The organism is uncultured Roseobacter sp. (assembly GCF_947495025.1).
In the GTDB taxonomy this organism is placed as follows: Bacteria; Pseudomonadota; Alphaproteobacteria; order Rhodobacterales; family Rhodobacteraceae; genus Roseobacter.
The window spans coordinates 595,718-612,591 of record NZ_CANLXG010000003.1; the positions used below are offsets into that span (position 1 = coordinate 595,718).

Consider the following 16,874-nt stretch of genomic DNA (forward strand, 5'->3'; position numbering starts at 1 on the left):
CTGACCGGACGCGAACGCCCGGAGTCACCCGGAGGACTATCATGAAGGTTTCGTGAAAATTTACGTCGGTGTGGCAAACCGGATCACGCGCCGGCCTTCTGGCGCTGACCTTCCCGGAATTCAGGACGGAATTGACAGTATGGCCCTTATCGACGCCTGTTTCAGGTAGAAACGGTTAAAAGTGCATGGGTGCCCATTTCAGCCTGATTGTCGACCATGGCTGTTCGGACCAGACCGCACCTGTCCCCCGTTGCGGTCATGCCGCAGTGCGGCCAGCCTGACCAGGCGTGCATCACAACCGGACATGCGACTTAAGGATGATCTTGCAGTTGGCGGACAAGGAGAGACTGCGAGTTCACCCTGCAAAAGGGGAAATGACCTCAGGGCATGTGGCCAACGATAACTGGCAGTTAAATGAACCCGGCCACTTCCGTTCAGAACTTGGCGACCAGGTTCACGAAAATTCCGCTGCTGTCATAATCGAGATCTGTAAGGTCATCAGAGACGCGCCCCCATTCATACCCAACACCGATTTTTGCGTTATTGCCCACGTGACGATAGACACCCAGCAGAAAGCCGTGCTCATCAACGTCTGTGTCTTCCGAGACAAGCATACGCGCTTCGGCAAGCGCATCCCATTTGTGCACCACATGCCAGTCAAACCGCAGGATCGCCAGATGGGCGGTATTGTCTACAAAGGTATCTGTGCCACGGTCCGCGATCTCGGACATCCGGTACCCGTATTTGCCGCCGACACTCAGGCGCGGGCTGATGTCGTATATTGCATCAACTGACAGAACATGGCTTCGTTGTGACGGGCCGTCTGCAGAGCCACTGGCCGTAACCTGATCTTCACCCGGCAGGTCCTTGAGATAGGTATACCGGAACAGCATATTCAGCCGCTCGTTATCAACAGGCCGGTACGCATACCCGACACTGGCCTCAACGTATTCTCCGTCCCGGAAGGAGGACTGATCCGAACTCGAGATCAGCGCATCAACGTTCAGCAGAAAGCGCCAGTCTCGGTCCAGCTTGTGCGAGTATCCGCCCGAAAGAGCCCAGGTGTCACGGTCCTGTTCAATCCCAACCCCGTCGTCTGTCCGGTATTCCAGCCGCAGGCGCGCATCGCGTTTATCCTCGAACGCATAAGCCGCGCCAAAAGAAACTGCATCCCTGTCGAAGTCACCGGAAATATCATCCCGAACCGTGCCGCTCTCGACCGCGCCGGAAAAGGTCCAGCGCGCGTCGGGCGTATAGTTGACACCATAGGCGCGTGTCAGCGAACGGCGGTTCCCGAACAGGTCCCAGTTGTTCTCACCATAGATTTTCGTAGTTTCGGAAACCTTGTACCGGGCGCCTACTGTGAACTCTTCTTCTGCTGACCCCAGCAGGGTGTCCGAGCGAAAACCGGTACGGGTCGGATCAAGCGTATATCCCAGATAAATCTCATTGTCCGCGGTCGGGCTGTAGCCAAGACGTGCCTTTGCGCCAAAACCGCCGTCGCCGCCGGAAACTTCGGCACCCAGAGACAGTTTTTCGCTCAGCTGAAGCTCAAGCCCGGCTCCGATGCGGTCATTTCTGTCAATCTGACCAGACCGGGCGATGGTGCCCTGCCCGTACACGTAATAGAGCTGGTCTTCATCCGGCTCATAGTTAAGGCGAAGCGCCACATCGGTCCGCCGCCCTGTGTCTGACGGACTTGAGACTGCGTCCCGGTCAAGATGCGCCAGGGCTGCATCAACGGACCATTTATCATCCAGCTTATAGCTCAGTCTGACTTCTGCCTCTGTGCGCGCGTCGCCGGTATCGCTCTGGAAATCCTCGAAATCGACACCAAGGGTCAACCTCTCGTTCAGCTCTGCATCGGCTGTAACACCCCAGAGCCTCTGATCGCTGGTGATGTCTTCGGAGAGTGTCGAAAAGCCTGCCTGTTTCCGCTCGTAGTAAAAGTCGATACTGCCGGGCACTCCGAGGCCGATCTCGGTGGTGTCGAGGTAGGCATCAAGGCTGTAGGCCCGCGCTTTTTCACCGCTTCCGGTTCCCACAGTGGTATTGGACAACCCTCCGTCGGTAGACAGGGTCCGGCCAAAACCCGGGCCTTCAGTCTGGGCAATCTCGGCCTCGATATAGCTCTGCTCACCCAGTTCATACCGCAGGTCGACGCCATCGAGCTTCTGATCTGCCGTACCGGTGTTCTCGCGCATGCTGGTAACACCAACGCGCAGATCGTCGGTAGCCCAGTATTCGACGCGACCGCCGGTGGATGCGCCATCCAGCGTTCCGGCGACCGGTGTGTATTCGTACTGCGCAACCAGATCGACATTGAGCTCTCCCGACGAGCCACTGGTGACAAGCGAGCCATCAGACGCCGAGGAAGAAAGGGGTTCGGCCAGGATGACCACACCCTGAATGTAGTCGATTTCGTAATCCACCCCCTCAGTCAGGGTACGGGAGCTGACTGTTCTGCCTGTGACCGGGTCCGTTACCTGAACGGCAAGGGTTTCGGATCCACCATTGATGTCCTGACGGCTGAGGAAATACACCGATCCTCCGGTGCCACGCAGCACATCCCTCTGAGGCAGTGTTTCCGGTGATGCCGCATAGACGTTCACGCTCGTTCGCGCGTTCCCGTCCTCTGTGACTTCCAGCGATTCATGGCTGATTTCAGCGCCATACAGTGACCTCGTCGAAGACAGCAGGTCCGTGCCCGTGATGCCGGCCTTGAAGTCGCCGAATGTAAACCGCGTCCGGTCGCGCTCGACTCGCAGGTAAAACCGTCCGGAGGTCGGCGCGTCATCGTAGGATGAGCTGTCGTCTCCGTAAGTCGGGTACACATCATCAGGATCCAGACGCGAGATCACACGCCGCGGATCTTTTTCGTCCAGGCGGTCAAAGGCTTCGTTCAGCGGGCCGTTCCCGGTGTCCACAGACGCCGTATAGCGATATCCGGTGACCGTCGTACCTTTGACGAAACCCGCAATCCGGCCTTCGGCATAGGTATCGTCATACTCCGGATCACCTTCAGCAAGATCATCGTCAAATCTTTTGCCAAACGTCAGGTCGACAAGCCCTACCCCAAAGAAATCATGCTCGGGAATTTCCACGTTGCGGACGATCGTCTCGCTGCGGCCGTTCTTGATGATCTCGATGGGCACCTCGTAAAATCCGGCGGGCAGAATACGCGTTGTGACAAACCGTCCCGACGGGTCCACCGGCACTTCTTCGCCGCGGATGATGACCCGGGCTCCAGGAGCGACCTGCCCGGATGCAGTCACCCGCCCGCCGCCTGTCGGAATGTTGCGCAGGCGCGTTCTGTCTTCCCCCTCGCCCGCCGCAATATTCTCACCGCGCACGGTCTCATGCGTATCAAAGGCGGCAGTTGTCCGGGTCAGTTCAAGCGGCTGTGTCTCGTCAAAACGCCCGGCCGCATCATAGACACGCAACACATAGGCAAGCTGCGACGCGCCATCCTGCGGCATGGTCCAGCTAACCGTGCCGTTGGCGGCAACCGGCAGACGCGCAACCGTCGGCCTGCTGCGCTGGCTGAGATCAACAATACGGATCTCAGCCCGTTCAATATACGCAGGGTAGTTTGCGGAAGCGCGGAAACGAACCTGTTCTCCGGCGCGGTAAGCCGCGCGCAGATCTGACGTGCTCACATTCAGCAGCCGCTGTTCGTTCAGCCCGTCAAACCTCAGGTCAACGTTTCGGCGCGCGTTTGCAATATCAGCAGGACGGCGCGGGTCGACCGGCGCAGGCGCGCCGGCGACGGTTTCGTTGTCTATCGAGATCGAAAATCCCTGCTCCTCAAAGCTGCCACCGGGCGAGGTGTCGATCTTTTCGGTATTCTCACCTGGGGGCATTGCCACCACGAGGCCCGCGTTTGCGCGGTAACAGTCTTCGGGCTGGGGAACGACAGCGTCATAACAGTCATCGTCCCGCGTATCCTGAGCATGAACCGGTGCGGCAGACACAATGGTCATACCCAGCATCCCGGCGCTGAAAAGAGCCGCGCGTGAAACCGAAAGCATAAGGGGAGATCTGATCATGTTACGCCCCCTCACTGACTGCGACGGACAAGCGTCCGCTCGATGGTCAGTTTGACCTGCCCGATGTCGCGCCAGGCCTTGCGGATATGTCGTTCAACGAGCCGCATCCTGGTGCGCGCTGCGCGTTCCTGCACACGGTCAGCCGACTGTGGCAGGTGGAAAGCGATGCGCAGATGGACCGGCGTGTCCGCAATCTGTTGCAGCATCCCGTCAAGGCCATTCGCCAGCGGTGCCGACAGCGCGAGACGCCCGTTTTCCGTCACCTCAAAACCGGCCATGTTCAGATCAACCCGGACCAGACGCGTGAGTGCTGCGCCAAAGTTCATCTCGGTCAGTTTACCCGGTGTCAGACGCACAACCCGCGGATTTTCAGTGGTCATCCGGAAGCCGGTGGGCAGCGTCCGCGTATCCAGCTTGAGAATGAAGTTCGAGCCGCGATCTTCTGGCAGCATGGCGCACGGCACATGATAGCGGCCGTACTGGTCGGTGATGATCGTTGTTCCGTCAACGCCCACCAGACGCACGTCGGGCAAACCGGGTTCTCCCTCGCGGCGACCGGTGTCTGCCAGCGTATCGCTGCTCTGAGGCGTTGAGCCCGCCGGATTCTGATACCCGTCACGGTTTCTGTCGTCAAAAACCTTGCCGATGACATCGCCACAGTCAAATACAGCTTCCGGCATAATGCGGATCGTTGCCGTCGCAAAGGGAGGTATCAGCGCCCCGGTCGTCGGGTTGCGCACCGATGCGGTATTGACCAGCTCGCCCGGGCCCGCGCCATCAGTAACCCGGCCCCGCAGCGTCAGGTTCACTGTTGTAAACGGCGGCACCGGCACGCCGATCCATGTCACGGTGCGACCTATGACCGTCGCAGTAAACGGAGAGCCATTCAGCGTCGCACTGTCCGGCAGATACAAAAGCCCCGGCGGCAGCACATCCACGATGTTGAACGAACCACCAACGACCGGGTTCTCGTTACGGATGGTGATGGTGTAAGGCACCACGGCGCCGCGGGTCACGACACCCAGCGGGGTGGTCTTTTCCAGTGTCAGGCCGGTCGCCGCAAGCGATGGCGCAATCGACAGCTGCGTCGGATCGTCGGTGGTGTTTCCATCTGTGTCGATCCCGTCATCAGAAACATCGTCGATTGTGGTCGGCGTACCCGGCACACCAGCCGGGATCACTGTCAGCCCTGACGCTGTTACCGTGTTGCTCATGCCGCCATCAGTCACATCTGCGACTGTCAGCAGGTAAGTCGCCGTGTAGGTGGCAATTTCGTCGATAAGCAGGTCACCCTCGACAGAACCAAGACTGGCCGAGTCAAAAACCGGTCCGGTACCAAGCGGTACGGTTCGACCCGCCAGTGTGCTGAGCGTGTCCACCAGGGCCACGTTTTCGAGCACTGTATTGCCCGTATTTTCCACCAGAATGGTGTAGCTGATGGTGTCGCCCACGCCCGTCACACCATCTCCGTTGTCCAGAACGGTCTGTGTTTTTGTCGTTTCTATTGCCGGCAGCAATCCCTGGGTCACCGTTTCAACCGCCGTGTCACAGATCGTCGGATTCAGCGCGTCACAGATCTCGTAGGTGACATCATACGTGCCCGCCGGATTGCCCGGCGCCAGTGTGATCAGACCTGTGGCCGGGTCCAGCGTTACGCCCGGGTCCTCAGATACGACTGAAAGATTGACGTTCGTCAGTGTCGCCGGCTGATTGCGCACTGTGTCAGAGGCCAGGATCGACGTTGTTGTTCCCCCGTCCCCGGTGAAGGGCGGAAAGACTTCTGAGACAGCATCAATAGGAACCAGCACTGCGGTTGCGTCGTCGTCATCCGTGGTTGTCTGCGGGACCCCGAAACCATCCGTGTAGTTCCCGGTTACTGTCGCGATATTGTCGATCTGGCCCGCCGTGATGTCCGCCGGGGTGATCGTATAGGTCCCGACGAAAGTGGTGTTATCCACTGCACCCGGCGCAAGGCTGACAATGGGGCCGGGTGTGATGGACAGACCCGGAAGCGGATCCGAGATGGTGATATTATTCAGCGTTTCCAGGCCCGTGTTTGTCACCTCAAAACTGTAGGTCAGGGTGTCACCCGGTACAGCCGCAGTGGTCAGAAACGCGCTGTCGTCCACGGATTTGACGAGGGTTATCGCCGCCGACTGGTTGATCAGTGTCACTGTTGGTGTGTCGTTGGAAATCGTGGTGCCCGAGATATCAGTTCCGGGCGGTGGGCCCGCGGTTGGCGTGCCTGTTGCAACCGCGCTGTTTTCCACGCGGCCATTGTCCAGATCCGCCTGCACAACGCTGTAGCTGCCGGTGAAGGTTGTTGTATCCGTCAGGCCCGGCGCCAGGCTGGGGATCGGCCCGCCAGAGAGTGCGACACCCGGCAGTGTATCAGTAAGTGTGATATTGTTCAGCGTCACATTACCCGTGTTCGTGACCTCAAAGCTGTAGAGGATCACATCGCCGATCATTGTTGGTGTTCCGATCCCGCTGTCGTCGTCAATCTTTACAAGGGCGAGAGCAGGATCTGATGCCAGCGGTGTGACAAGCGGGGTGTCGTTTCCATTATTTGTTCCCGAGGGGTCTGTCACGACCTGATCGAACGGATCAGTGCCGGACACAGTGGCCTGGTTTTCCACCTCGGTCCTGTCAAGGTCATCCTGGGTCAGAACATAAGTCGCGGTGAACGTGCCGGTATCATTCGCGCCCGGAAGCAGGGACGGTATCGGCCCGCCAGACAGCACGATACCCGGCAGCGGGTCTGTGATCGTAATGTTGGACAGCGTGACATCGCCGGTGTTTGTGACCTCAAAGTTATAGGTGATGGTCTCTCCGGCGACCGGCGGGCTGGACAGCGCACTGGTATCAGCAGTTTTGATCAGCGCAATGCCTGGTGCAAAAGCAGGAGCAACCGGGGTTGGGTCATTTTCGCCCGCCTCGGTCGCATCACCATTGCCGTTCGGGTCTGCGCTGGTGCCATTGTCCGAACTGTCGCTGAGCAGCGGGTTGGTGGCCGAGGTCTGTCCGGAGGTCGCGCCCTCGCCCGTAACTGCGGCCTGGTTTTCGTAACTGCCGCCTGAAGCAAGGACGGGTGGCTGCGGCACAGTCGGCTGAACCCGCAGGCTGACGTCGATGGTACAGGTGCTGCCGGCCGGCAGGGTAAATCCGGTTGCAACTGTCTGCGCGCCACTGCCGTTGAACCCTGGCTGGAGGCCACCACAGGTGCCGGAGGGCGCCGCAAGAACGGTGTAATTGCCGCGCGCAAGCGGATCGCTGGCCGGTGATCCCAGCGCAGAAAATATCCCGAACCGGGGCGCGGCACCTGCGAGGGGGTCCGTCACCACGATGTTGTTCAGCGCCTCAAGGCTGAGATTGTCGACCAGCAGGCGGAACGTCACGCTGAACGAACCATCCGCATTTGCGGTCGGGCCGGACTGCACCGCCTTGGCAATACCGATCCGCGCCTGCGGGATCACCGGGAACAGGTAACCCGTTGCGGCGGTTCCTGCAGGCAGGCTGATACCGGTGGTCTGGGTCGGCGAGGCCGTCGTTCCGCCCGCAGAGCCCGCGCTGCTGGTGCCATCGGTCAGAAAGTCCTCACCCGTCGCACCCCGGGTGATCGAGTAGGTCCCGGCGGGCAGAAAATCAAAGGAATAGCTGCCATCAGCGGCCGTGGTCACAGTACGGGTTACAGTGTTGCCGTCAAAGTCGGTCCCTGTCAGCGTCAGCGGCACGCCCCCGACCCCACTGTCGATCCCGTTGATCGCAGCATTTGAATCGAAGTCCCGGAAGACATTCCCGGACAATGACGATGAGCTGACTGTGACCGATCCGCTGTTTGTGTTGTTGCCCGGTGTGACGTCAAGCGACGATGTTTCGATGGTCGCCGTGTTGCTGACCGCCTCTGGCAGTGACGCCACAGATGTGACCTCGACCGGCACGGTAATCTGCGCCTCGGCGCCGCTGCTGAAGGTCCCGAGATTACACTCAAACGCGCTCCCGCCCGCGGTGCCGGTGCAGCTGCTGAGTGTCGACGTGCCCGCGGTGACCAGAATGGTCGGCGCACCGGTCAGCCGCATGTTTGATGGCAGGCTGTCGCGTACAATTACGTCATCGGCCTCGGCCAGACCCGCGCCCGCATTGTTGCGCACGGTGATCACGAAAACAAAGTCATCCAGCAGATCTACCGTGGCCGGTGTCGCGACCTTGCTGGTGACCTCGACATCTGCGCGCGTCCGTACTGTGGTGTTTTCGGTCTGACTGTTGTTGGCGGTGTTGTTGTCAAATCCGCCGGCAACCTCGTCCGACGTAACGGACACCTGGTTGCCCACAGTGCCCTTGGACACACCACGCGCTGTGACGGTAATCGTCCCTGTGTCACCGGCCGGCAGTATTGCAAAGTTACAGATCAGCGTTCCGTTGAGATCGCCCGGCGACGGCGCGGTCGGACAGGTGCCGCCCGTACTGATGGTATGCGACTGATAGTTGAGACCCGTCGGCGGCAACAGATCCGTAACCACGACATTTTCCGCAGCAGAGGGTCCGAGGTTACGCACAAGAACGGTGTAGACAGTGTCATCGCCCACGGCGACCGGGTCAACGCTCTCTGACTTGTTCACCAGCAGATCAAGGTTTGGGTCGTTCACGGCAACGGTTGCCACAGCATCGTTGTTACCGGTGTCCGTTTCGGTTGTGCTGGTGCTCACACTGGCATCGTTGTCAATCGAACTGCCCCGCGTCGCGAGGTTTGGCCGCACAATGACCGTGACGGTGCGCTGCGCGCCGTTGGCAATCGTCCCGAGCTGGCATTCGATCAGGTTGTTGCTGCCCGCAAGCGTTGTTGTGTTGGGTGTCGGTGTTGTCGAACACGCGCCCGCCGAGGGCGAGGCGGAAATAAAGGTGACGTCAGGCGGCAGCGTATCGGTCACTTCGACGTCGTCTGCGGCACTCAGGCCATTGTTCTCGTTCTGTGCAGTCAGCACGTAGGTCAGGTTCTGACCTGCCCCGACAGGTGATGGCGAAGCGACTTTGGTAATGGTCATGTCCGTGCGCGGGTCAACCGTGAAACCAACTGTGCTTTCATTGTTGGTCAGGTCAGGGTCGGCAATATCCTCTGAAATGACCTCGGCCGTGTTGCTGCGTGCGCCACCGTCACCACCAGGGGTCACTTCAACCACAAAAGTGGGACAGCCAGCGCCGGAACAGACCGGCACGGTCAGACCCGTACAGGTCAGCGCAATGCTGCGCCCACCCGCCGACGGCGAGGCACAGGACGCACCGGGGGCGGAAACACTGACCAGTCCGTTGCCCACACCACCGGAGACATTGTTGACGAGGTTTGTCAGCGTGTCGGTGAATGTGACGTTCGTGGCCGTCTGAGGGCCGGCGTTGCTGATGACGAAGGTGAAAGTCTGGGTTTGCCCCGCGACGGGCGCTGCGCTGGATGTCTTGGCAACTGCGATATCCGCCGACGCACCCGGCGTACTGCCTGAAACAGAAGTGCTTGTTGTGTCGTTGCCCGGATTCAGATCCGCAATGTTCGGATCGGGTGAGCTTACCGTCACGGAATTCGAGATGGAACCGGTCTGTGTTACAGTTGTCTGAAGCGTAACAGCGGGCGTCGTTGCGCCTGCAGCAAGCGGACTGCCCGCCGTATAAACGCGCTGACAGGTGATCGCAGCGGGGCCAGTGACAACCGGCGCTGGTGTACAGGTCCAGCCATTCAGGGAAAAACCGGTCAGCTGCAGGCCAGCAGGCAGATTATCCGTCAGCACAACTGTTCCGAAAAAGTCGGCTGTGCCCTCGTTGCGCGCGCTGATCTCGAAGTCGTAGGGGTTGCCGACAACGACGAGCGATGGTGTCGGGCCCGTCTTGATCGCGGCCAGATCGACTGTGGGCTCCTGGATTGTCGCCCCGCCATCGCTGTCCGAGTTGTTCGACGGATCAGGATCAGAAGGACCTGTTGCCGTTATACCGGCCGTGTTCACTGGATTACCGACGGACACAACCGTCGTATTGATCGCAATCGTTGGCAGCGCCACGTCCGCCCCCGGCCCCGAACCGCCAACCAGCGTGCAGGTCACCTGCTGGCCGCTGATGGTACAGTCCCACCCACTGGCAGGGACGACACTGTCGATTGAGTAGTTCGATGGCACAACATCGATAACGGTCAGTCCGGTCGGGTTGTCGCCGGTGTAGGATGGCGCCAGCGTGAAGACAGCGGTGTCACCGACAAGCAGCGAACCGGACGGGCTGCGGCTTTTGTTCATCGCCAGATCGCTGCCGCCGGTAATTGTGGTGTCCAGGCTGTCAGTCCCGTTGGCGGTGTCAGGATCCGGGATGGAGGCACCGGTGATACTCGCGACAGGCGTCACGGTCGATGACGCCGCCGCGCTGATCTGTCCGTCAAAACTCAGCTGAGCGGTACCGCCCACTGCAACCGGCCCCGGTATGGTACAGGTGTATGTGCTGCCGCCAAGTGTGCAGCCGGGTGGCGGAGATATGTTGATGAGGCCTGTAGGTATCGGAAAATCAACGACAATATCCGACACTGCGTCCGGGCCATCATTTGTCACCACCAGGTCATAGGTCACCGTGCTGCCCGACGCGGCCGTGGCTGGCCCCTGGACATCAATGCGCGTATCAGCGCCCTGCGTTACAGTGGTCGTTTCAGACACAGTATTGTTGACAGGGTCGGTATCACCGGCGTCAGGAACGCTGGCTGTCAGTACAACAGAACCCTGCTGAGCCACTTCGAGATCCAGCAGGAGACTGACGGTTCCACCGTTCGCAGGGATCGCCGGAACATCGCAGGTTACGGTAGTGCCGCCCGCTGCAGGCAGCGGCGCGCACCCCGTGATCGTCCCTGACGCCGCAAGCAGCTGCGTTGTGAGCGGAACCTCGATGTCCAGTGTGGTTACCGGCGCATCTGCCGGGCCAAATCCGTTGTTGGTGACTGTCAGATTGTATTGCGCTGTGCTGCCGGCAGACGTCGGATCGAACCCGGTATCATCAAGGTTCAGCAGCCAGTCGACATTCTGGGCCCGCGCAGAGGCAGTGAAGACCAGAAAGGTAAGAAGAACCAGACTGATACAAAAGGTGAAGAACTTCCTCCGCAGGGAGGTATACTCGATAAAGCCTGTTGACATTGCTATCTCTTCGGAAGCTGTGTTTTCGCGAGAACTAGCAAAATCGATCCGCCAAGTCTCATATCCGGGAACAACGGCTTACATTTTTTTTGATCATATCCGTTCCGCCCGCACCGCCCGTGATTTTTTTGTCACAAAATGACCGGGTTCGGCGACCCGGTCCCCTGCTGCAGCACTTTGGCGTGCGATTGCTCCTGCAGTGATTTTCGGTGCAGCTGGGCCTGTTACCACCGTCCGGCAGTCCCCCGATACGTTCCTGCGCACTGCAGCATTGCAGGCAGGCAGGAATACCGGCTCAAAAAGACCGGGTGGCACCAACAGGGCCGGCTTCATCGCCCGCCCGGTCACAGCGAATTTTGGCGATCTGCCGGCAGTCTTCAGGACGCTGCGTCCGGTTGCCTGGATGGAATTTGTTGCGACAAAGCCGATGCATGCCATTGAGCAGCCGTGCAGCAGGCAGATCCGCAACAGCGCTGTGATATGCACATCTGATGAGGGCGCCGCTGTGCGCGGCTGCCGGCCCTCTTTGCCTGCAGGTTTTCGCAATACCGCTCCTGACGCGTACAGGCCGCGCCTATCGCTTCAGCCAGACGAAGAGCGCGTCGAAAGCCCGGAGTATGTAAAACGCTTTCATGCGCCTGCCCGGTCAGACTGCCAATCAGTCTCCGCTCAGGCGTCGGGTTGTGCAGGTTCTTCGGCAGCTTCCACCGGAATTTCCTCGAACTTCAGGCGGGTCGGGATTTTCATACCCAGTTCAGCAGCCTGTGGTTCGTCATCCAGCATTTCACACATACCGTCCCTCTTCACCAGAAAGTGGGACCAGAACACAGCATCCGAGTAAAAAACCGATGCCTCGACATGGAACCCATCATCGCCTTCCTTAACGAGCTTTGCGGGTTTCAGAAATTCCGCATATTTCCCTTTGGGCCAACCGGGCGGAAGAATACTCTCACTGTCCGATCCGACCAGACCGAACATACCTTCATCACCGTGCACAAAAGTACAGAAATAACCGAGGTACGAGATTACATTCTCGCTGTTCAGCTGGATGCCAACCTTGGCGTTGGTCGCATGAATAGGCCCAGAGCTGCCGTCAAGTCGGGTCAGTCTGTTTGTAGCACTGTTCAGCACCCACGCGCCCATGACATCGCCCCAGTCGGGGGACTGCATCGTAATAAGTTCGCAGTCTTTGAGCCAGTCCAGCATTTTTGACTGAATAATGCCACCATCCGGATCAAAAACGCCCTTGTCATCAATCCAGCCTGTTCTGCGCGCAAAGCGATCGGCTTCATCCGCTGAATATCTTCTGAAAGGTGATTCAAACATCGGGACTTCAAATGGCGTCATTGGACAATCCTCTGGCCTTCGTATTTCTTTTCAATAGCGGCAAAATCAGCCTGTGACGCATCCGGGGCCAGTTCGGAAGGACGCCTTCCGAACGCGTCGAGCGGGACAGAGCCTGACATCCCGAAAAGAACTTCTGCGAATATGGCTTCTTCGTTGCGAATGGCCAGACGGTGCAGAAATGGCGCGATCTCACCATCCTTGCCGCCCATTTCAATCAGCCTGGCAAATTCTCCGGTTTCCGGATCATCCAGAAACCGCAGGACCAGTTCATGCAGCGCAGTCCGGTCGATACCAATGAACAGATCCTTCAACGGGGCTTTGACCTGGTCTGCCCAGTTTGTCTCGTCAGAACCCTTTTTGTAGGCAGTCAGGATACGCAGGGCCGCCTGGAGGCTGAAGAGCGCGGGGTCCATGACACCCGGCAGAATTTTCTTGCGCAGGGCATGCGACAGTACACCCGGTTCAGCATTCTGCAAAAGCAACTGCGCGCCAGTACGGCCATCCTCGAAAAGGAAATCGAGAATGTCCGGCCTTTTGCTCAGTGCCGCGCGCGCGACCCGCTGCCGTTTGCTGCACGCAAAACTGAGCAGAACAGGTGGCGGAACACCTTCGAGGTTTCCTTCAAGAATGAACTTGTTTTCAATGATCCTCCGCGCGGCCGGAATGTACTGTGTGAACTCCAGCGCCCTTTGCAGCGGCAGTTTACGAATGCGGTCATTATTCAGGAGCAGATTAAGGCATTCGATAACCCTGTCCTGCACGGAGCCGGACGTTGACGGCACGTTGTGCTTATGGAGCAGCGCTTCTACAAGGTTCATTCCATCTGAACTGTGCGCCGCGTCCGTCGGATCCGGACAGTGCTCCAGCAGCACCGCCATTGCTTTGGGCGCGGCCAGTGCAGCCGCAAGCGCCAGCGGAGACAGTGATATCCTGTCGTCGGAGAGCTGTGCGCCGGTCAGAAGCAGCGTCCTGTCACCGTCGTCCAGATGTTCGCTTTCCAGAATGGTCCGGACAGATACGCCGTGATCACCATGTACCGCTCTGTCGATACACGTATTGCCGCTGGCATCTCTCTCAGCCACGCCACCAAACGGCATCAGCATTTCGATGTGTTCCACCCGGCCCGCAGCCGCAGCGATCTGCAGAGGCGTTATTGCATAGACCTCGTCCGAGGCCGGCAGCGGGGCTTCAAACTTCTGCACCAGATACTCCAGCGGGCCAGTCTGAGTGCTTCTTGCCGCTTCATGAGCAGCAGTGAACCCACTCGGTCCGATAACCGGATTGGTTGTGCCGTAGAGCGGCAGCAGTTTCTGAACGATACCAACCTGACCGGCCTGGATTGCGCCCGCCACCGGATGCCATCCGGCTTTATCTTCCTGATTAAACCTCGCGCCATGCTTCAGAAGCACTTCGACTGCTGGCTCACTTGCCCAGGATGCGCTCATCAGAGGCGTGCTGCCTTTGGGCCTGTAGGAACGGTTCACGACATCTTCCCGTGGGGCAAACGAGGAACGCAGACGCTGCATCAGGCTTTTCGGGCGCAGTCGGTCCAGCCATTTATCGATCAGATCCGCCTGGCCATAAATTGCAGCAATCTTCAGCGGGCTGAGTTCCTGTTCCTCGACTTCAAAGACTTCCGTCCCATCCGTTTCAGACGCGAGAATCTCAAAGCAGAAATCAATGGTGCTCTGATCCTCTTCTTTCAGATCGCCCAGATTGCGGATGCCCCAGACAGACTGCATGCCATCCAGAACATACAGGGCATCAACGACCAGATCCTTTGCTGCGGCCGCGGTCCGCTTTTCCAGCTCAGACCTGTCTCTGGACAGGCTTTCCAGACGCCTGCGCCGGTCGAACTGTTCAGACCTGGACGCAAACCAAAGCCGCCCGGGCAGCCAGTTATCGATGACAGCCTGATGTACCAGACGCACCCCGTTCTCACCGACCGGCTCGAGCAGCCTGCGCGACAGGTGAGAGTTTATGAGCCGCTGAATTGAATCGACTGAGCTGTTCCCGGGCATATCAATCAGGCGTTTGTTGGCAGAGCCATCAAATTTCACAAGGCCGCTGTAAAACCGCCCGAGCGAAAGAAGTGCTTCCTCTGAGAGTTCTTTGGGGTTTTCTTCAACCCCGGGCATTGTTCTGGCGAAATCTTCAACAAGGGCACCCAGAAAAGAGGTGCTGTCGAACCCCGCCGGCGTGTTGCAGTGCGCGACCAGCGCTTTGATCTGAGAATTCTGAGCAGACAAACGGGAGATATGGTCTCTGAAGCTGTCAAAATCAGTAACTCTGAATTTTCCGAGCCCGGCCAGTTCTGATGCCAGCTCCGGGCTGGCTTCCTTCCAGGCATCCTGTACCAGGTCAGAGACAAGGTTCTGCAGATCAAACTGCAGCCCGCGTGCAACGATATCCTGCGGTTCTATCAGCTTTGTCGACGTGTCGAAAACGCCGGTGATCCCGTCATCGCCCGGTGCGACGATGCGGTCCCTGAAGCTCGAGAACAGGCGGTGCATCCACAAAGACAACAATGGCAGGAACGATGCCTGGGACTGGCCCGCGGAGCTCTGCACCTTTTGCTTTTCAAACCCCTCAACCATGCTCTGAAGGGCTTCGGCAACAGAAATGTCCAGCGGCAGTCCTTTGTCCCTTGCTACATGCAGAACAAAATGTCTGACGGTGCCGACCTCGAACCCGACATGCTCAGAGTCCCACAGAAGAACACCGTCCTTTCTGAGACCCATCTCTTCCAGCCGGTCCTTTCTCTGCGTCTCGAGCGTCGCGGCAACCCAGATGCCGGGTCCCTGCGCAATGCGTCCGATAAACCGCAGTAACTGCCACCATGAACCCGGCCGGCTTTTCTCTTCCTCCCCTTCGAGCGATGCGTAGTCCAGAATCTCCTCAAACTGGTCGACACCAAGGACCAGTTTGTGCCCACCTGCGACGAGCGTATCCAACAGGCCGGATGCTGCTGCATCCAGCTGTTGATCGGTTGAACCCGCAGGCACCCTGCGGAGCTTCTGAAGACCGGCAACACCCCGTTCTTCGAGCACGTCGAGCAAAAAGCCATAGAATTTGCGGAGCGGCGTTTTTTCTGTCCGCGGTGAAAAATCGGTGGGCCTTACGGCAACCGCGACCGCTTTTGCAAGCTGACCCTTCAGCTCCCCCAGCAGACCCTTCTGCAGAAGCGACGACTTGCCACAACCGCTCGGCCCGGTCAGAAGCAGCACGCGACCGGCCTCACCATCACCGGTGAATCGCTCGTGAAGGACCTGCCGCTTCTCCCAGCGGTCGGGCAGTTTCATAATGTCGTCGAGCGAGAAATGACTGAGGTCAGGTTTGAACGCCTGCTCGCCGTGTTCGGCAACAGCACGGCGGCGCAGGCTTTCCTCTGCAACAACTCCAAAGGCGGCGGCCATTTCCTCTTCTGTATCATACCGATGCGGTTCAAGCTGAACTGCTGACCGCATAAGCGCCTGAAACAGATTGATGATACCATGCGTCTGCTGTTTGTACTCGCGCTCTGCGCGGTCTCTTTCCTCCGAACCACTGTTGCCTTCAAGGGAACGTTCCAGCCGGCCCCCGTTAAAACAGATATCGCCCAGTTTCGTCTCCGGTCTTAAAGGCTTGTCAGCAACATAACCCACTTTCAGCCTCAGTTTGCGGTCCCGGCGTTCGACCCCCAGGGCAACAAACATTTCGTATACTGTCCCTGTCAGTGGAAATTTCCCGGCATCCAGCGCAGCCTTACGGTCGGCCTGATCATCGGGCCATGGATGGGTCAGACCATACGCTTCCCACTCCTCAAGAATACCTGCCGCGTCGGGCGGCGGGTTCAGACCGAGGCTCTGACCAATTCGTTCGCCAAACATGACAAACGTCAGCTCAATCCGCCCGTCAAGAAGCTCGTTGATCTGGTTCTGAATTGTCTCGCTGCTTCTCAGTGACAGTCCGTCTCTGGTGCTTTCCTTCCACAGAAAGGACTCAACCTCTATGCGAAGATTTGTGGCAATGCGCGAAATCCGGGCGTCCAGCATTTCCCGTGCAGTGTTGACATCATTGGAAGACGAAATGAGTACTGCCGGTGGCGCAGCATCCTGATAACCGCTGGTACGCAAAACTGATCCTTATTCCTGCTTTTCAAATTGCCTTTGGTGTAATGCGTCCAGTCTGCACAGTTATGGGCATGGCAAAAGTAAAAAGTTAACGGCGTCCGGCTTTTCTGAAATCTGCTCCGGAACCGCAGTGAATTTCATCAAAATCGCGTCGAGGATCTGCCGCAGGAAACCCGACCGTCTCTGTCAGTTCAGTCACCGGGCAAAAAGCGCTCTGA

4 protein-coding genes are annotated in these 16,874 nt (G+C 58.6%); all 4 read right to left on the bottom strand.

Annotated elements, in window-relative coordinates:
• Window positions 1-434 precede the first annotated feature (434 nt).
• A complete protein-coding gene (locus tag Q0792_RS17085) occupies window positions 435-4,049 on the bottom strand; it encodes an outer membrane beta-barrel protein (RefSeq protein WP_298843587.1) in 3,615 nt (1,204 codons plus the stop codon).
• An 11-nt stretch (window positions 4,050-4,060) separates the two neighbouring features.
• Complete coding sequence (locus tag Q0792_RS17090; protein WP_298843589.1) at window positions 4,061-11,197, bottom strand: SdrD B-like domain-containing protein; 7,137 nt, start codon at window positions 11,195-11,197, stop codon at window positions 4,061-4,063.
• Window positions 11,198-11,866: 669 nt separating this feature from the next.
• On the bottom strand, window positions 11,867-12,544 hold the full coding sequence (locus Q0792_RS17095; RefSeq protein ID WP_298843592.1) for a hypothetical protein: 678 nt from the start codon (window positions 12,542-12,544) through the stop codon (window positions 11,867-11,869).
• Window positions 12,541-16,659: a hypothetical protein gene (locus Q0792_RS17100; RefSeq protein ID WP_298843595.1), complete on the bottom strand. Its 4,119-nt coding sequence runs from the start codon at window positions 16,657-16,659 to the stop codon at window positions 12,541-12,543. Before Q0792_RS17100 ends, Q0792_RS17095 begins: the two co-directional genes overlap by 4 nt.
• Between the last annotated feature and the right edge of the window lie 215 nt (window positions 16,660-16,874).